At 62.6% G+C, this 15,536-nt stretch carries 17 protein-coding genes; 5 read left to right on the top strand and 12 right to left on the bottom strand.

Going from position 1 to position 15,536, the window contains the following annotated elements; translation table 11 throughout:
- Positions 1-58 precede the first annotated feature (58 nt).
- The 4 genes from Q1A91_RS09150 to metA are packed head-to-tail and all read right to left on the bottom strand — an operon-like array spanning position 59 to position 3,480.
- Entirely contained in the window at positions 59-676 is a 618-nt protein-coding gene (locus tag Q1A91_RS09150) for a TetR/AcrR family transcriptional regulator (RefSeq protein ID WP_299875914.1), read from the bottom strand.
- Positions 669-1,538 carry a polyphosphate kinase 2 gene (gene ppk2 / locus Q1A91_RS09145; protein WP_299875912.1) on the bottom strand — a complete coding sequence of 290 codons (870 nt, stop codon included), beginning with the start codon at positions 1,536-1,538 and terminating at the stop codon, positions 669-671. Before ppk2 ends, Q1A91_RS09150 begins: the two co-directional genes overlap by 8 nt.
- Positions 1,539-1,588: 50 nt before the next feature.
- Positions 1,589-2,551, bottom strand: coding sequence for an alpha/beta hydrolase (locus Q1A91_RS09140; RefSeq protein ID WP_299875910.1), 963 nt, complete (start codon positions 2,549-2,551; stop codon positions 1,589-1,591).
- Between the two features lie 8 nt (positions 2,552-2,559).
- The gene (gene metA / locus Q1A91_RS09135) at positions 2,560-3,480 is read right to left on the bottom strand and encodes a homoserine O-succinyltransferase (RefSeq protein WP_299875908.1); all 921 of its coding nucleotides are present in this window, start codon (positions 3,478-3,480) and stop codon (positions 2,560-2,562) included.
- A 248-nt stretch (positions 3,481-3,728) separates the two neighbouring features.
- On the opposite strand from metA, the gene Q1A91_RS09130 reads away from it, so the two are divergent.
- Positions 3,729-4,268, top strand: a complete 540-nt coding sequence (locus Q1A91_RS09130; protein WP_299875906.1) for a hypothetical protein — start codon at positions 3,729-3,731, stop codon at positions 4,266-4,268.
- A gap of 31 nt (positions 4,269-4,299) precedes the next feature.
- Here Q1A91_RS09130 and Q1A91_RS09125 read toward each other — a convergent pair whose 3' ends face one another.
- Genes Q1A91_RS09125 through guaA form a run of 5 tightly spaced genes read right to left on the bottom strand, consistent with a single transcriptional unit; the run spans position 4,300 to position 8,845 of the window.
- The gene (locus Q1A91_RS09125; RefSeq protein WP_299875904.1) at positions 4,300-5,151 is read right to left on the bottom strand and encodes an ATPase; all 852 of its coding nucleotides are present in this window, start codon (positions 5,149-5,151) and stop codon (positions 4,300-4,302) included.
- 31 nt (positions 5,152-5,182) lie between these two features.
- Positions 5,183-6,097 carry a DMT family transporter gene (locus tag Q1A91_RS09120; protein ID WP_299875901.1) on the bottom strand — a complete coding sequence of 305 codons (915 nt, stop codon included), beginning with the start codon at positions 6,095-6,097 and terminating at the stop codon, positions 5,183-5,185.
- 41 nt (positions 6,098-6,138) lie between these two features.
- The gene (locus Q1A91_RS09115) at positions 6,139-7,002 is read right to left on the bottom strand and encodes a DMT family transporter (protein WP_299875899.1); all 864 of its coding nucleotides are present in this window, start codon (positions 7,000-7,002) and stop codon (positions 6,139-6,141) included.
- Positions 6,999-7,277, bottom strand: a complete 279-nt coding sequence (locus Q1A91_RS09110) for an antibiotic biosynthesis monooxygenase (RefSeq protein WP_299875897.1) — start codon at positions 7,275-7,277, stop codon at positions 6,999-7,001. Before Q1A91_RS09110 ends, Q1A91_RS09115 begins: the two co-directional genes overlap by 4 nt.
- Positions 7,268-8,845 carry a glutamine-hydrolyzing GMP synthase gene (gene guaA / locus Q1A91_RS09105; protein ID WP_299875894.1) on the bottom strand — a complete coding sequence of 526 codons (1,578 nt, stop codon included), beginning with the start codon at positions 8,843-8,845 and terminating at the stop codon, positions 7,268-7,270. Before guaA ends, Q1A91_RS09110 begins: the two co-directional genes overlap by 10 nt.
- 269 nt (positions 8,846-9,114) lie before the next feature.
- Here guaA and Q1A91_RS09100 point away from each other — a divergent pair, with 269 nt between their 5' ends.
- Complete coding sequence (locus Q1A91_RS09100; protein WP_299875892.1) at positions 9,115-10,653, top strand: trimethylamine methyltransferase family protein; 1,539 nt, start codon at positions 9,115-9,117, stop codon at positions 10,651-10,653.
- Here Q1A91_RS09100 and Q1A91_RS09095 read toward each other — a convergent pair.
- Positions 10,646-10,969, bottom strand: a complete 324-nt coding sequence (locus Q1A91_RS09095; RefSeq protein ID WP_299875890.1) for a DUF6477 family protein — start codon at positions 10,967-10,969, stop codon at positions 10,646-10,648. The two genes, Q1A91_RS09100 and Q1A91_RS09095, sit on opposite strands and share 8 nt — an antisense overlap.
- Positions 10,970-11,201: 232 nt before the next feature.
- Between Q1A91_RS09095 and Q1A91_RS09090 the strand changes: the two genes are divergently transcribed.
- The 3 genes from Q1A91_RS09090 to lipA all read left to right on the top strand — a co-directional run bounded on the left by Q1A91_RS09090 (position 11,202) and on the right by lipA (position 13,997).
- Complete coding sequence (locus Q1A91_RS09090; RefSeq protein WP_299875888.1) at positions 11,202-12,308, top strand: DUF6456 domain-containing protein; 1,107 nt, start codon at positions 11,202-11,204, stop codon at positions 12,306-12,308.
- An 85-nt stretch (positions 12,309-12,393) separates the two neighbouring features.
- Positions 12,394-12,849 (top strand): hypothetical protein, encoded by a 456-nt coding sequence (locus Q1A91_RS09085; protein ID WP_299875886.1) that lies wholly within the window; start codon positions 12,394-12,396, stop codon positions 12,847-12,849.
- Between the two features lie 197 nt (positions 12,850-13,046).
- The gene (lipA, locus tag Q1A91_RS09080) at positions 13,047-13,997 is read left to right on the top strand and encodes a lipoyl synthase (RefSeq protein WP_299875884.1); all 951 of its coding nucleotides are present in this window, start codon (positions 13,047-13,049) and stop codon (positions 13,995-13,997) included.
- 149 nt (positions 13,998-14,146) lie between these two features.
- Here the strand turns inward: lipA and Q1A91_RS09075 are convergent, their stop codons facing one another.
- Together Q1A91_RS09075 and Q1A91_RS09070 are read right to left on the bottom strand one after the other, a co-directional pair.
- A complete protein-coding gene (locus Q1A91_RS09075) occupies positions 14,147-14,956 on the bottom strand; it encodes a cytochrome c (RefSeq protein WP_299875882.1) in 810 nt (269 codons plus the stop codon).
- 66 nt (positions 14,957-15,022) lie between these two features.
- Complete coding sequence (locus Q1A91_RS09070) at positions 15,023-15,499, bottom strand: cytochrome c (RefSeq protein WP_299875880.1); 477 nt, start codon at positions 15,497-15,499, stop codon at positions 15,023-15,025.
- Positions 15,500-15,536 lie beyond the last annotated feature (37 nt).

The raw sequence follows: 15,536 nt of genomic DNA, 5'->3' as shown, positions 1-15,536 counted from the left end.
GAGGGGGAGGGCAGCACCCATCACCGTCACCTGCCGTGAGAGGCGTCTGTTGAAAGCGTCATTCATCAGGGCGCACGAGGCCGAGGCCGCGCAGGTAGATCCCAATTCCCGTCTCCAGCAAATCCTCTGGCGGGAAGGGCGACGCGCGGCCCGGTGAGTTGCGCGCGAAGAGTTCGACCACCCCGTGGCTCATCGCCCAGATATGGGCGGAGAACATCGACGCCGGCGGGCGTTTGTCTTCCGGGATGTGCTGGCTCAGATCGGTCGCGGCTTTCTCCAGCACGCCATTGGCGCGGCCCGCGACGGCGGCCAGTTCCGGGGTGCGGTTGACCGAGACGCCGCTTTCGAACATCGCGATGTAATGGCCGGGGTATTTGCGCGCAAAGGCCAGATAGGCGCGGCCCGTGGCTTCAAACGCCTTGAGGGCGGAGGGTTGACCGGATTGATAGGCGTATTCCATCAGGTCGGCAAAGATACCGTAGCCCTGCAGCGCGGCTTCCGCGATCAGATCCTCGCGGCCGTCGAAGTGGCGGTAGACCGCGGCGGGGGTGACGCCGGCCTGTTTGGCGGCCTCCGACAGGGTGAATCCCATCGGCCCGCGCAATTCAATCAGCTGCAACGCGCCTTCGATCAGCGCTTGCCGCAGATTGCCGTGGTGGTAGCCGCGTTTAGGCATCCCAGATGTCCGGTCCACCGCTGATGCTGGTGTCAATCTCTCCGATCGCCTTGGCGTCTTTGCGTGTGTATTCAAAGGAATGCAGGACGATCCGCATCGCATTCAGCCGCGCGCGGCGTTTGTCATCGGAGCGGATTATCGTCCATGGGGCGTTGTCGGTATGGGTGCGGGTGAGGGTTTCGCGGATGGCGTCGGAATAGGCGTCCCATTTTGGCAGGCCTTTGACGTCAATCCCGCTGAGCTTCCATTGTTTCAACGGATCGCTTTCGCGCGCCAACATGCGCCTCAGCTGCGCGGCACGGCCGACGTTCAGCCAGAACTTGAACAGGTGAATGCCTTCGTCGACCAGCATGGTTTCAAAGGGCGGAACCTGCGTGAAGAAATGCGCGCGTTCCGCGGGCGTGCAAAAGCCGAAGACATGCTCCACCACGCCGCGGTTGTACCAGCTGCGGTCAAAGAAAACCATCTCCCCCTCGGTGGGCAGGTGTTTGATATAGCGTTGAAAATACCACTCTCCCCGTTCGGTTTCCGTGGGTTTGGACAGGGCCACGACGCGGGCGGCACGGGGGTTGAGGTTCTCGCGCAACCGGCCAATGGTGCCGCCCTTGCCAGCTGCATCACGGCCCTCGAACACCATGGCGATACGTGTGCCGGTGTCGCGGACCCAGGCTTGCAGCTTGACCATTTCGATTTGCAGTTTGGCGTATTCACGGGCGTAGACCTTGCGGGCCAGCCGTTCAGAGTGGGGAAATCCCGGTGTGATGATGTCGCCCTTCTCGGCGCGCATGATCGCGTGGCGGATCGCGTCGGGCGCGTCGTTTTCGTAGTAAGCGCTGATCGCACCATCAAAGGGCAGGTCCATCGCGGCCTCCATTCTGCTCGTCTTTACAGTAATATGGGATGTTAAGGGGCTTAACGCAAACCCGCGCGTGCAGCGGCCCGGTCAATGGCGGCGATGATGTCGTCCTGCGCGGTCTGTTGCGGCATATGGCCCTGACCGGGCAGCAGGGTCAGATTGCCGTTGGGCACATCGTTGACAAAGACCTTGGCGTGAATGTCGGCAGGCACCGTGGTGTCGGCAGTGCCATGCACCAGTTCGATGGGCATGGTCAGCGTGCCGTAGCGTTTCTGCATCTCGACCACATGGGGGCGCAGCGCGTTCACCTGCTGGGAATTGGCGCGGATGCTCTCGCGGCGCAGAGTCAGCCCGACGCCGAGGTGTTTTGCATATCCCTCCGGCGCGTCCTGTGGCGCAAAGACCGACCCGATGCTGCGCTCCACATATCCTTCGGGTAGAAAAGCCGTCACCATCGGGATCAGCAGCGCCCCGCCCAGTGTCGTGCCGCCCACGGTATAGGTGGGGCCCAGATCACCGGGCCAGGGTTCCGCGACGGCTGCGACCAGCACGAGGGCGGCGGTTTCCTGCGGACGGGCAAGGCCCCAGGCAATCGCGACGATCCCGCCAAAGGAATGGCCCATGACAATCGGGTTCCTGACGCCCAGCTTATCCGCCGCAGCGGCGAGCAGGCTGGCCTGTTCGTGGGGCGTTTCCTCTGCACTGTTCCACGCGCCGGCTTTGTCGGGCAGACGCCCGGTCCAGCCCAGGCCGGGGCGGTCGAAGAGGGTCACGCGGTACCGTTCTGACAGCTTTTGGGCGAAGCCCATGGTGAATTCGTTCAGATTGCCGCTGGCACCATGGATCAGCACCAGATCCGGCCCTGCGCCCATGGTTTTGTAATGCACCGGGACACCGTCCACGGTCACGATCTCTCCGGCTGGGGGGTGTGCGGCTTCGGCGGCTGCCTCATGGGCGCGGGCGCGCCATTGGATGACCACCACAGCGACGGCCACCAGAAGGAGGAAAACCAGCAGCATGCTCCGCATCAGTTCCCCCCGATCAGCGACATATCAAAGGGTGTGGATTGGTATATCTCATTGATCCAGTTGCCATACAGCAGATGCGCATGGGAACGCCACCGGTTCAGCGGTTGCTGTGCGGGATCATCGTCGGGGTAGTAGTTGCCGGGCACGTTGATTGGCGTGCCTTCGGCGATGTCGCGGTCGTATTCCTGCTTGAGCGTCTCGCTGTCATACTCAAAGTGATTGAAGACATAGAGCGCACGATGGGCGGCGTCCTCGATCAGGCAGGGGCCGACCTCGGCACTGCCCAGCAGGGTCTTGAGACCGGGCACGGCGTCGACTTCAGGCTGCCGGATCTCTGTCCAGCGGGACACGGGCATCACGCATTCGTCCGAAAATCCCCGCAGATAGGGGGAGGAGGGTGCGAGGTTGCGGTGCCGGAAACAGCCGAAGGCCTTGTGATCCAGCATGTGTTTGGGCACCCCGTGGAAATGGTTGATCATCGCCATCCCGCCCCAGCACACGCCGAAAGTGGAATGTACGTTGCTCTGGGTCCAGTCCATCACGCGGGTCAGTTCCGCCCAATAATCCACGTCTTCGAAATCCAGATGCTCAATCGGGGCGCCGGTGATGATCAGCCCGTCAAATTTCTCATCGCCAACCTCCTCGAAGGGGCGATAGAAGCTGGCCATGTGCTCAGCCGCAGTGTTGCGGGTCTTGTGATCGGACATGCGCAGCAGGCTCAGCTCGATCTGCAGGGGCGTGGCCCCGATCAGACGGGCGAACTGGTTCTCGGTCTGGATCTTCTTGGGCATCAGGTTCAGCAAGGCGATGCGCAGGGGGCGGATGTCCTGTCGGGCGGCCAGTTCTTCGTCGACCACCATCACTCCTTCGCGCGTCAGGACGTCGTAGGCGGGCAGGGTGGCGGGGATCTTGATCGGCATGGGAAGGGGTCCGTTTATCGTGAGGCTGTTAGATAGACCGCTGGTGGGGCGCTGCCAAGGGGGCGGTGCGGGTTTGCGCGCGACATCACCGGCATGTGTGCGGGTGCGGGGCGTCAAAAGAGATTTCGGGCCTCCGGCGGGGTTTTTTGAACCATTTGGAAGGGGCGGTGAGGCTTGTGTCTCAAAGAGAGGGGCCACATGGTGGGGGCAGGGGGCAGTCTATGATGCGGCAGGTCTGGTTGGTTTTGATGTTGCTCTGGCCTGGTGCGGGGGGGACGCAGGAGGATCCGATGGTGCTGCAACGCTGCATCTGGGCCTGTCTGGCGGATTCGCCTGGAGCGGCAAGCCTGCAATACAATCAATGTGTTGAGGCACGTTGTATCGCCAGCCTGCCGCAGCAGGCCTCCCCCCGGCTGCCGGACTTTCGCAGTGATTGGCAGGTGGGGTTGGCCAGCAATGGGGTGCACCATTATGCGGGCACGCAGGCTGAGCAGGGCTATGCGTTCAATTACTTCTGTACGCCGGGTGAGAGCTATTTCGTGCTGGCCGATGTGCCGATTGAAGCGGGGCAATACAGGATGCTGATTGGATCGGTGGAATATCTGGTGCCGTTTGACCGCGCGCGCGGGGCGCTGACGGTGGATATCCCACCCGGTTCGGCGTTCATGCAGGCCGTACAGCGGGGGCGGTGGCTGACCGTGCAGGACATGAGCCGCCGTCCTGTGATCCGGTTTTCGCTGGCCGGGGCGCGGGCGGCGCTGGAGGCTGCGGTGGCGCAGTGTTTCTAGTCACCTGGAATCGAAGTTCGATTCCAGGTGACTAGGGCAGGCAACCGGCGATCAGGTCGACGAAGTCCTGCTCACCGTCCAGTGCGGCGATCTGATCGGCGGTGATGGTCACGCCCCAGTGTGACATCGCTTCATAGCGCGGTTGGCGGTGGGAGAGCGCTGCGGCGTAGGTTTCGCGGATGAAGGCGTCAGGGTCCACGTCCGTTTCATTCAGGCTCTTGCGGTCAAGGTAGTCAGACCAGACGCTGCTGAGGAATTCGGGCTGGTAGGCCATGGGTTTGGGGGCGGCATCAAAGCGGCGGATCAGTTTTTCCTGATGGGCGGCGTCGCCTTTGATCCAGATCAGCAGGCATTCGCGGGACAGGGCCGTCAGCAGCGGATCTTCGGGGTCGCTGGCATCGACCCATTCGCAGATCGACCCGCCGGTGTCACAGATGAAGTGGTCATACCCATACAAGGTTTGCGCACGGCTGGCGAAATGGGCGGTGTCGTTCAGGGCCGCAATCTCCGCCTGGCGAAAGGCCTCTTGCCGGTTGGCGTATTCGGCCATGGGCAGCCCGCCTTTTGCCGGATCGCCCGGTTTGCCCAGCCAGGTGGCCACGGGATGCAGGTTCTCAAAGGTGATGTTGGAGCCGATGTAGATGCTGTCGCTCAGCAGCAGGTCGCGCAGGAAGGGGACCTTCATCGCTTCGGCCTTGGCATTGTCCGCGATGGTTTCGCCCAGATAGCGGGTGCCGATGCGGTAATCGATGGAATAGTGGAACCAGTCGCCCGAGCGGCGCAGCAGCCCTGCCAGATGGGTTTTGCCCAGCCCGGACATGCCAAAGACCAGCACTTTGCGGTGAGGGGCGACGCGCCAGGCGTCTGCGGTAGGGTAAAGCATGGACGGGGTCTCGGGGTAACTGCGGTTGGGCCTACCTAGCGCGCTTGGCCCACAGACGCCAGATGCGCCCGTCGAGGATGATCATGCCTGTGACCAACAGGCCAAAGCCTGCAAAGGCGGAAGCGTAGAGGGTTTCCTCCAGCAGCCACGCACCCAGCGTGATGGCGAAAGGCGGCACCAGCAGGGTGACCAGCATCAGGTTGCCCGACCCGGCCATGGCCAGCACGCGGTAGTAGAGCAGATAGGCAAGTGCGGTGGAGATCAGCCCGACATAGGCAATCGCGCCCCAGGTGCGCGGGGCCAGATCGAGTGTGATCGGCCCTTCGATCGCCCAGGCCAGTGGCAGCAGGATGACCGTGCCACCCGTCAGCATGCCTGCCGCCGCCACCAGAGGTGGTTGATCGCCCAGCCGTTTGCGCCCCCAGACGGAAGCCAGCGCATAAGACACCGTGCCCGCGATGACAGCCAGCTGCGCCAGCGCGCGCAGATCGAAATTGCGCAGGTTTTCCAGTCCGATGGCGGTGGCCACGCCGGCAAAACCAAGGGTGACGCCCATCACTTTGCGCGGTGTCAGACGTTCGTCGGCGAAAAAGAGCGCTGCCATCAGCACGCCGAAGATCGCCGTGGCGGCGTTCAGGATGGCGGTCAGCCCGCTGGCGATGTGCAATTGCCCCCAGGCCATCAGCCCAAAGGGGATGGCGTTGTTCAAAAGGCCCATCATCAGAAAGGCAAACCAGACGCGCGCATCCCGCGGCAGCGGCAGGCGCCGCCACCAGACCACGGCCCACAGCGCCAGCATTGCCCAGCCGACACGGTGGGCGACGACGGTCAGCGGGCCAAGCTCATCCAGTGCGATGCGGATGGCCGCAAACGACGCGCCCCAGATCGCCGCCAGCAGCAGCAATTCCATCCAGGCGCGGGAGGAGAGGGTTTTTTGATCCGTCATGAAGGTGCTCTAAACTGTCGCGTGGCTTTGCGCGATCCGGATCATGCGGTTTGTCGATTTTCCGACCAGATGTTGAGGTAGTTGCCTGCAAAGATCACCACGGCGCCAACAAACACCCAGATGTCCAGTGCCTCGCCGTAGACCAGCATGGCGATGATCGTAATGACCGGCAGGCGGACGAAGTCAAAGGGGGCCACCACCGCCGCAGGCGCGATGCTGAGCGCCTTTGCGATGCAGAAATGCGCCATCAACCCGCAGAGGCCGACAAGGACCAGCAGCGGCGTGCTTTGGGCTGTGGGCATGGCAATGTCGCCATCATATCCGGCAGCGAGGATGCCGAAGACCAGTTGCAGCAGCGTCAGGTAGAACATGATAGACGTCACGCTTTGGCGTTTGGTCAGCTTCTTGGTGAAGATGAACGTCAGCCCGAAAAAGATGGCCGAGGCGGCGGCCATCAACATGCCAAGGCTGACCGGGGTCATGCCGGGGCGGGCCACGATCAGGATACCTGCAAAGCCGATCAGGGCGGCCAGGGCGCGCCAGAAGGTCAGCCGTTCGCCCAGCAGGATCGCGGACAGCAGGATCACCCACAGGGGTGTGGTGAATTCCAGTGCGAAAACAAGCGCAAGCGGGGCGACAGTGACCGCATAGAACCACAGGTTCTGGCCGGTGAAATGCGCAAGGTTCCGGATGACATGAAGGCCCAGCGCATCCCGGTTGATTTGCCCCAGCGTGCCGATGTGCGCCGCGAGGGGCACCACGATGATCAAGCCGACAACGGAGCGATAGAGCATGATCTCAAACGTGTCGTACTCCGCCCCCAGCGCCCGCCCGGCCAGCGCCATCGCCGTGAATGAAAAGATCGCGCCCAGCATCCAGAACGCGGCGCGCAAGGTGACGTTCATGCGAGGCCGGTGATGGTGTAATTGCGTTCGATACCAGCGGTTTGCACGGCCCAGTCGCTGGCGCCCGCGCGGGTCTGATGGGCGTCAAAGGCGGCTTTGTCTGCAAAGGCCTCATCCACCTGCCAGACCAGTGGATCATCGGTTGGATTCACCTCAAATGACAGGCACCCCGGCTCGGCCCGCGTCAGGCGAATGTGGGTGTCGAGTGCGGCGCGCACGCGCGCGGCTTCATCCTCGGTCTTGCAGATCAACTGGCCGGTCAGGGTCACTCCCATTCGATGGTTCCCGGCGGCTTGGAGGTGATGTCATAGGTCACCCGGTTGATCCCCGGCACTTCGTTGATGATGCGCGTCGCCGTTTCGCCCAAGAATTCATGGGTGAAAGGATAGTAATCCGCCGTCATGCCATCGACGGAGGTGACCGCGCGCAGCGCGCAGGCGAAATCATAGGTGCGGCCATCGCCCATCACGCCGACGGTGCGCACGGGCAGGATGGCCACGAAGGCCTGCCAGATTTCATCATAGAGCCCGTGTTTGCGGATCTGGTCGATATAGACCGCATCGGCTTCGCGCAGGATGTCGAGTTTCGGACGGGTGATTTCACCCGGACAGCGGATGGCAAGACCGGGGCCGGGGAAGGGGTGGCGGCCAATGAAGGAGGGCGGCAGCCCCAATTCGCGGCCCAGCGCGCGGACTTCGTCCTTGAAAAGCTCGCGCAGGGGTTCGACCAGCTTAAGGCCCATCTTTTCCGGCAGGCCGCCGACGTTGTGGTGGCTTTTGATGGTGACAGACGGTCCGCCAGAGAAGGAGACGGATTCGATCACATCCGGATAGAGCGTGCCTTGCGCCAGGAAGGTCGCATCGCCGACCTCTTTGGCGTGTTTCTGGAAGACGTCGATGAAGAGCTTGCCGATGATCTTGCGCTTGGTTTCGGGGTCGCTGACACCGTCGAGTTCGCCCAGAAACAGATCCTGCTCATCCGCATGGATGAGCGGCATGTTGTAATTGTCGCGGAACATGGTGACGACCTCTTCGGCCTCCCCCTTGCGCAGCAATCCGTGGTCGACAAAGACGCAGGTCAGCTGATCGCCAATCGCTTCGTGGATCAACACAGCGGCAACTGAGGAATCAACGCCACCGGAGAGGCCACAGATGACTTTCTGGTCGCCCACCTGCGCGCGAATGGCTGCAATCGCCTCTTCGCGGTAGGCGCTCATCGTCCAGTCGCCCTTGAAGCCCGCCAGGCGGATGAAATTCTCATAAAGCTTCGCGCCATTGGGCGTGTGGTGCACCTCTGGATGGAACTGCACGGCGTAAAAGTGGCGGCTGGTGTCTGCGGTGATGGCATAGGGCGCATTGGGAGACGTGCCAAAGACCTCAAATCCGGGGGCGATCCTGCTGACGTGGTCCCCGTGGCTCATCCAGACCTGCTCACGGTCGGTGGCAAACCAGCCGTCCAGAAGATCGAGTTTGTTGTCGGTCGGTGCCACATAGGCACGCCCGAATTCCGCCGTGCCGCCGCCGCCGGAGATTTTGCCGCCTTCGACCTTGCCGCCCAGCATCTGCATCATCACCTGTTGGCCGTAGCAGATGCCAAGCACCGGTACGCCACGGTCAAAGACGGACGTCGGCGGACGGGGGGATTCGTCATGCACCACGGAAGCAGGCCCGCCTGACAGGATCACCGCTTTGGGATCAAAGGCATCAAGAAAGGCATCATCGACGGTGTTGAACGGGTGGATCTCGCAAAAGACGTTCAGTTCGCGCAAACGGCGGGCGATCAGCTGGGTGACCTGGCTGCCGAAATCGATGATGAGAAGGCGGTCATGGGAAAGCTCTGTCATAGGGCCTGATTAGGCGAGGGGGCGGGCAGGGACAAGAGGCCTTGCGATTGTCCGCAGCAGGATCGGAAGGGCGCAAGCGCCCTGATGGAGGCTCTGCCTCCAAACCTCAGGGTTTTTGAACCATTTGGAAGGGGCAGCGGCGTGTGGCGCACAGACGGGCGGGGGGTGATTGCATGTCGCTTTTCTCTGTTAGGGGGCGTTATCCGCGCGGGCGGCGGGGCGTGGCTGCGGTAGGAACGGTGCAGGAGATTTGATGCAAGGGGATCATCATGGCGGAAGCACGGCGCAGGGCACGGGGCGGCGGAGGGGCTGCACGGCGGGCGGAACGGTCGGCTGTGTCGTTTGAAACCGCACGGTTCATCGAACGCAACATTCCCAACTTCGAGGTGCTCACCGAAGAAGCTTTGCAGGTCATCGAGCACAATGCCGAGACCGTGCTGGAAGAGGTCGGGGTGAATTTCCTTGATAATCCAGCCGCGATCGCCCGCTGGCGCGATGCAGGCGCGGATATTGATGGCGAAAGGGTGCGCATTCCCCGTGGGCTGGCGCGTCAGCTTTGCGCCACGGCGCCCTCGTCCTACGTGCAGCATGCGCGCAACCCGGAGCGGAATGTCGAAGTGGGCGGGCGCTCTCTGGTGCTGGCGCCGGTCTATGGTCCGCCCTTTGTGCGCGATGCCGCAGGCGGGCGGCGCTATGCCACGATGGAGGATTTCTCCAAGTTCGTGAAGCTGGGGTATATGTCCAAGTGGCTGCACCATTCAGGCGGCACGGTGTGTGAACCCACAGATTTGCCGGTGAACAAGCGCCATCTGGACATGCTGCATGCGCATATGACGCTGTCTGACAAGCCCTTCATGGGATCGGTGACAGAGCCCAGCCGCGCGCAGGATTCCGTGGACATGTGCGGGCTCTTGTTCGGGGAGGATTTTGTCCAGCAGAACACCGTGATGACATCGCTCATCAATATCAACTCTCCGATGACGTTTGATGATGTGATGATGGGCGCGCTGGAGGTCTATGCGCAGAACAATCAGGCCTGCATCATCTCCCCCTTCATTGTCGGCGGGGCGATGGCGCCGGTGTCGGTCGCAGGCACGCTGACGCAGGTGCTGGCCGAAGCGCTGGCGGGGATCGCCTATTCCCAGCTGATCAGGCCGGGTGCGCCGGTGATCATGGGGGCTTTTGTGACGTCGATTGACATGAACTCGGGCGCGCCGACGTTTGGCACGCCGGAGGCCAGCCATATCACCTATGGCGCGGGACAACTGGCACGGCGGCTGAACCTGCCATACCGCTCTGCGGGGTCTTTCTGTGGATCGAAACTGCCCGATGCGCAGGCGGCCTATGAAACGGCGAACAGCCTGAACATGGGACTTCTGGCCGGGGTGAATTTCATGCTGCATTCCTGCGGCTGGCTGGAAGGCGGGTTGGTGTCCTCGTTTGAGAAGTTCGTGATGGACGCGGATCAGTTGGGGGCCTTGCACCATCTGGCCCGTGGTGTGGAGATGGACGAGAACGCGCAAGCCATGGATGCGATCCGCGAAGTGGGGCCCGGCGGCCATTATCTGGGCTGCGCGCATACCCAGGCCAATTTCAAATCCGCCTTCTGGAAGTCGGACCTGCTGGATTACAAACCCTTCGAGACCTGGGAAGATGAAGGCGCACGCGACACGCAGGCCCTTGCCACAGCGCGGGTGGAGAAACTGCTGGCCGATTACCAGCAACCCGCCCTTGATCCCGGCATCCGTGAAGCGCTTGATACCTATATCGCCCAGCGCAAGGCGGCGGAGCCCGACAGCTTCATGTAGCGGGGTGCGCGCCGGGTTTCGGCGCGCTGCCCGCCTGTGCGGCCCGCAACACCCGTGCTTCGCCCACCATCGCGATCAGCACATCGACATGACGGATCAGGCTGTAGCCGGCATCTGACGCGGTGCGCTGGTCTTCCAGACCGCTTTCAATGTCCATCAGCCGCATCAGCGCAGCCCCATGGCGGGGCAATGCGCCATAGCCCAACAGTCGTGGCAGATGGGCCGTTCGGTGATATTCCTGCGCGCCGATGCGCGCGGCGCGCATCATCAGGCGGGGCCGGTGCAGGGCATTGAGGCGGCTAAAGATGTCTTGCATGGGTGGTTCCTCGTTCAGGATAACTCAACTGCGGCGGGGATGCCGCACGCCGTGACCATTGCACAACCTGAACGGGTGTTGCGCATCTCCAATTTTCAACGCACGCCCCCTTCATCTCAGATTATCTCTTAGAAACAATGCTTACCGGCATGACGTTTCATTAACTTTCCAGTAACCAATGCAGCCTTAGGTTGTTTTTTCTGTGGATAAGTTTCAACAATGGTGAGTGGCGATGAACATGGTACCCGAGATGAATGACACCGAAACCTGGACGCCGACAGGCCTGCCCGACTGGGTCCCCGTTGGGACCGCGCGCTACCTTGCCCATACCGAATGGGGGCTGCCGATCCGGCAACTGGCGCGCGATGCGCAGTGTCATGCCTCCACCATCCTGCGGCAGATCCGCAAGGTTGAGATGCGCCGGGACGATCCGCTGGTGGATGCGGGGTTGCGTGCGCTGGGAACGTTGCACCGGCCCGCGCGCGCAGCAGATGCCGTGCCGACAGAGGCGGCGGCGCCTGAGATCGTGCCGGATCAGCAAACGCTCACGCTGGAAGCAACGCGGGTTCTGCGCCGCCTGTGCGAAACCGGTGCGTTGCTGGCGGTTGCGGCCGAAATGGAACGCGCTGTGGTGGTGCGGGATGCAGGCAGCAACGCGCCCACCCGCACTGCGGTGCTGAGCACGGCTGTCGCCCAGGCGCTGGCGCTCAAAAGCTGGATCGCCCCGGGCAATTCGGGCCGCATCGTGCGCTATCACATCACCGCGCAGGGGCGCAGCGCGCTTGCCAAGATGATCGACAAACAAGGGGGCGCGCCGGTCACCGCAGGTTTTGCCGAAGCGCAAGGCCAATTTGTGACGGAAGCTGAGGACGACCCGAATGCCCCGCAACGCGCACGCATGCGCTATTGTCTGGCCGACAGCCCGCTGATCGCGCTGGCCCGCAGGCGCGACCGCGACGGCAGTGCCTTTCTGTCCGACCCGCTGGTGCATGCCGGTGAACGCCTGCGGGAGGATTTTGAGCTGGCCCAGATGGGCACCGCGGTGACCCAGAACTGGGATGGTTTTCTGACCGCCGGCACCAGCAGGGGCAGGGGCGCGCGCGGGGGCGATGCCGCGTCAGAGGCCCGCGCGCGTGTCTCCGCAGCCCTTGGATACCTCGGCTCGGGCCTCTCGGACGTGGCGCTGCATTGCTGCTGCTATCTGGAAGGGCTGGAAACCACGGAAAAGCGGCTTGGCTGGTCGGCGCGGTCGGGCAAGATCGTCCTGCGCATCGCATTGATGCGCCTGCAACGCCATTATGAGGAAACCGAAGGGGCCAGTGGCCCCATGATCGGCTGACCCGCTCACCTTTGCGTGTTCTTGGCCGCTGGCCCCGTGACCTCCGCCGTCCTGTCGCATAGCAAGTGCAAAACAGGAGGGTATGATGCTGACACAGGACCAACGCGACGGGGCAGCGCTGCTGATCCTCAGACTGGGGCTGGCGTGGTTCATGTTCCTGTGGGCCATTCACAAGGTGATCACGCCCAAGCAATATCAGGGGCTTGCCAAGAACTTTGATGGCGTCACGCTGAGTTTTGAGCAGATCTATCTGATGGCGGGCCTGCAAATCACGCTCTGCCTCCTGGCCGCTCTCGGCCTCTTGCGGCCTTTCAGCTATGGCGCGCTGGCGCTGATGCACCTCTTCACTGTCACCCGTCGCTGGGAGGGGTTCCTTGATCCCTTCGCGCTCAATGACCGGGGGTTTCCCATTCACCGCAATCAGGTGATTGATCTGGCTGTCCTCGCCGCCTTCATCGCACTCCTGCTGCTGATGCACCGCGACCGCTGGAGCCTTTCTGCCCTGATCGCGCGCCGCAGCCGCCCCCGCTGGTGGCTCTGAGCCCCCCTCTCAGCCCCTTCCAAATGGTTCAAAAAACCCGGGAGTATGAGGGCTGGCCCTCATTCAACCCCTCCGCCCGCACAGGCCTGCGCGTTCAACAACCCCGGCATGCCAACCCTGCAACACTGCATTGCGCATACCGGGTCTTTTTTCAGCACACTCAAGATGCTAGATAGGCTGCAAGGACGGAGGCCCCCATGCGCGATTTGAAAATCCCCGAGCAGCGACACCCTGAAAAGGCCCGCAAGCCGGACAATGCACAGCCCAAAAAGCCAAGCTGGATTCGCGTCAAAGCGCCCGGCGGCAAAGGCTATGCCGAAACCGCCCGCATCATGCGCGACAACAAGCTGGTGACGGTCTGTGAAGAGGCGGGATGCCCCAACGTCGGCGAATGCTGGTCTCAGGGCCACGCCACCATGATGATCATGGGAGAGGTCTGCACCCGCGCCTGTACCTTCTGCAACATCGCCACCGGCAAACCGCCAGAGGCGCTGGACGTGTTTGAGCCGGGCCGGGTGGCCGATGCGGTGGCCAAGCTGGGGCTGAACCACGTGGTGATCACTTCCGTCGACCGCGACGATATTGAGGACGGCGGGGCGGATCATTTCGCCCAGACCATCCGCGCCGTGCGCCACCGCTCTCCCGGCACCACCATCGAAATCCTGACACCGGACTTTATCCGCTGCGGCCCCGAAGCCCTGGAGCAGGTGGTCGAAGCGCGCCCGGATGTGTTCAACCACAACCTTGAAACCGTGCCGGGCCTTTATCCCGAAGTCCGTCCCGGTGCGCGGTATTTCCACTCCCTGCGGCTGTTGCAGCGGGTGAAGGAGCTGGATCCCGGCATGTTCACCAAATCCGGCATCATGGTGGGGCTGGGGGAAGACCGGCAATCCGTCATTCAGGTGATGGAAGACATGCGCGCGGCGGACATTGATTTCCTGACCATCGGGCAATACCTGCAACCGACGCCGAAACACCATGCCGTGGACCGTTTCGTGCACCCTGATGAATTTGCGTCCTATGAAAAGGCGGCTTACGGCAAGGGTTTCCTCATGGTTTCCGCCACGCCACTGACGCGGTCGTCCTACCATGCGGGGGATGATTTCGCGCGGCTGCGGGATGCGCGGATGAAGAAGCTGGGGGCGTAGGTGCCCCATCCCTGACAAGCGTTTTTGTTGGATCCGTTGCGCCGGGATATTTTTGGCCAAAAAGAGGGGCCAGCGCGGTGGCTGGGTTGCCAATGGAGCGGGGGTGGAACCGTTGCGGGCATCCGGCTGATAAGGGGTGAGACCCCGCGTTACGGCAGTGCTTTGAGATAGGCTGCAATCGCCTGCCGGTCTTCCACTGGCAGTTTGGACAGGTTTTCGACCACTGCCACCATGGAACCGCCTGCGCTGTCGTACTCCGGCGTGAAGCCGGAGGTGAAATATTCCACCAGATCACCCTCGGACCAGTCCAGATGCGCCGGCGTGATCCCCGGTATCTCGCCCTTGCCTGACGGGTTTGGCGCTCCTGTCAGCCACTGATCGCGCATCAGGCCTCCCAATCCATCGCGCGGTGTGTGGCATTCGCCGCAATGGGCCAGCGCCTCCACCAGATAGCGGCCGCGCATCAGCACCGGATCGGCGCTTTCTGCCATCACATCGCTGCGGTCCATATAGAGCACTTTCCACAGGCCCAACCCGCGCCGGATGTTGAACGGAAATCCCACGTCATGGGGTTGGCTCACCCTGTCGCTGGCGGGCAGGGTCTGCATATACGCAAACAGGTCCGCCACATCGGCGTCCGTCATTCTGACATAAGACCCATAGGGAAACGCCGGATAATAATGGGCCCCCTCGGGGGAGACACCTTCCCGCACGGCGCGGGCGAATTGCGGCAGGTCCCAGCCGCCGATGCCCGCAGTGCTAGGTGAGATGTTGGGCGCATAGAAGGTGCCGAAGTCACTGGCAAACGCCATACCGCCTGCCAGCATCGTCTTGTCTTCTGCCTTGGGCGCGGTGTGGCAGGACGCACAGCCCGCCGCGGCGAAGAGCAGCGCGCCGCGTGCCGCATCCGCCTCATGGCCTGCGGCGATATCCTGAACCAAGGGTGCCGGGCGGGTCATCACCCAGCCCCCGCCGGCCAATGCGATGGCCAGCGCAGCTGCTATCCTCAGCGCGTTTCGCAAGGATCAGTTCTTGGGGCCGCGGTACTTCTCATGACAGGCCTTGCACGCCCCGCCGAGCGCGCCCATGCCTGCGCCAACGGCACCTGCATCCGCCGCATCAATCAGCGCGGTGGCGGCATCGTCCATCTGTTTGAACGTGGCGGCAAAGCCGTCCGGGTCGCTCCAGATCTCTGCTTTCGCGCGGGAGCCGTCAACAGCGCCCTGTTCGGTGCCTGCGATCCACAGGCTCGCCTTGTCCATCCGGGCCAGCGCCTGAAGGTTCTTTGCGGCCGATGAAACCATCTCCGCTGAATAGTCCATCTCTCCCTTGGCGACGGCACCCAGCAGGCCAATGCTGTAACTGACCATCTGCATCTGCGCGTGCCGCGCATTCACCGCGGCGTTGCTGGATTTGCTCTCGTGGCTTGCCGCGAACGAGGCCGTTGACACCGCACCAACGGTCAAAAGGACAGTGAGTGACTTGATATTGGCGAACTTCATGGAAATCTCCTTGCTGATAAGCTGGGCTTGCATCCGT

Origin of the sequence: uncultured Sulfitobacter sp. (genome assembly GCF_947500075.1) — a bacterium.
GTDB lineage: Bacteria > Pseudomonadota > Alphaproteobacteria > Rhodobacterales > Rhodobacteraceae > Sulfitobacter.
This window is presented reverse-complemented; position numbering and strand designations above follow the sequence as displayed.

Excerpts from the sequence above, each read along its gene's own strand:
- Q1A91_RS09130 (WP_299875906.1), top strand. The coding sequence starts at position 3,729 with ATGTTGCTCTGGCCTGGTGCGGGGGGGACGCAGGAGGATCCGATGGTG.
- metA (WP_299875908.1), bottom strand. The coding sequence starts at position 3,480 with ATGCCGATCAAGATCCCCGCCACCCTGCCCGCCTACGACGTCCTGACG.
- Q1A91_RS09115 (WP_299875899.1), bottom strand. The coding sequence starts at position 7,002 with ATGAACGTCACCTTGCGCGCCGCGTTCTGGATGCTGGGCGCGATCTTT.
- ppk2 (WP_299875912.1), bottom strand. The coding sequence starts at position 1,538 with ATGGACCTGCCCTTTGATGGTGCGATCAGCGCTTACTACGAAAACGAC.
- Q1A91_RS09140 (WP_299875910.1), bottom strand. The coding sequence starts at position 2,551 with ATGCTGCTGGTTTTCCTCCTTCTGGTGGCCGTCGCTGTGGTGGTCATC.
- Q1A91_RS09085 (WP_299875886.1), top strand. The coding sequence starts at position 12,394 with ATGCTGACACAGGACCAACGCGACGGGGCAGCGCTGCTGATCCTCAGA.
- Q1A91_RS09120 (WP_299875901.1), bottom strand. The coding sequence starts at position 6,097 with ATGACGGATCAAAAAACCCTCTCCTCCCGCGCCTGGATGGAATTGCTG.
- Q1A91_RS09100 (WP_299875892.1), top strand. The coding sequence starts at position 9,115 with ATGGCGGAAGCACGGCGCAGGGCACGGGGCGGCGGAGGGGCTGCACGG.
- lipA (WP_299875884.1), top strand. The coding sequence starts at position 13,047 with ATGCGCGATTTGAAAATCCCCGAGCAGCGACACCCTGAAAAGGCCCGC.
- Q1A91_RS09070 (WP_299875880.1), bottom strand. The coding sequence starts at position 15,499 with ATGAAGTTCGCCAATATCAAGTCACTCACTGTCCTTTTGACCGTTGGT.
- Q1A91_RS09110 (WP_299875897.1), bottom strand. The coding sequence starts at position 7,277 with ATGGGAGTGACCCTGACCGGCCAGTTGATCTGCAAGACCGAGGATGAA.
- Q1A91_RS09090 (WP_299875888.1), top strand. The coding sequence starts at position 11,202 with ATGAACATGGTACCCGAGATGAATGACACCGAAACCTGGACGCCGACA.
- Q1A91_RS09150 (WP_299875914.1), bottom strand. The coding sequence starts at position 676 with ATGCCTAAACGCGGCTACCACCACGGCAATCTGCGGCAAGCGCTGATC.
- Q1A91_RS09095 (WP_299875890.1), bottom strand. The coding sequence starts at position 10,969 with ATGCAAGACATCTTTAGCCGCCTCAATGCCCTGCACCGGCCCCGCCTG.
- guaA (WP_299875894.1), bottom strand. The coding sequence starts at position 8,845 with ATGACAGAGCTTTCCCATGACCGCCTTCTCATCATCGATTTCGGCAGC.
- Q1A91_RS09125 (WP_299875904.1), bottom strand. The coding sequence starts at position 5,151 with ATGCTTTACCCTACCGCAGACGCCTGGCGCGTCGCCCCTCACCGCAAA.
- Q1A91_RS09075 (WP_299875882.1), bottom strand. The coding sequence starts at position 14,956 with ATGACCCGCCCGGCACCCTTGGTTCAGGATATCGCCGCAGGCCATGAG.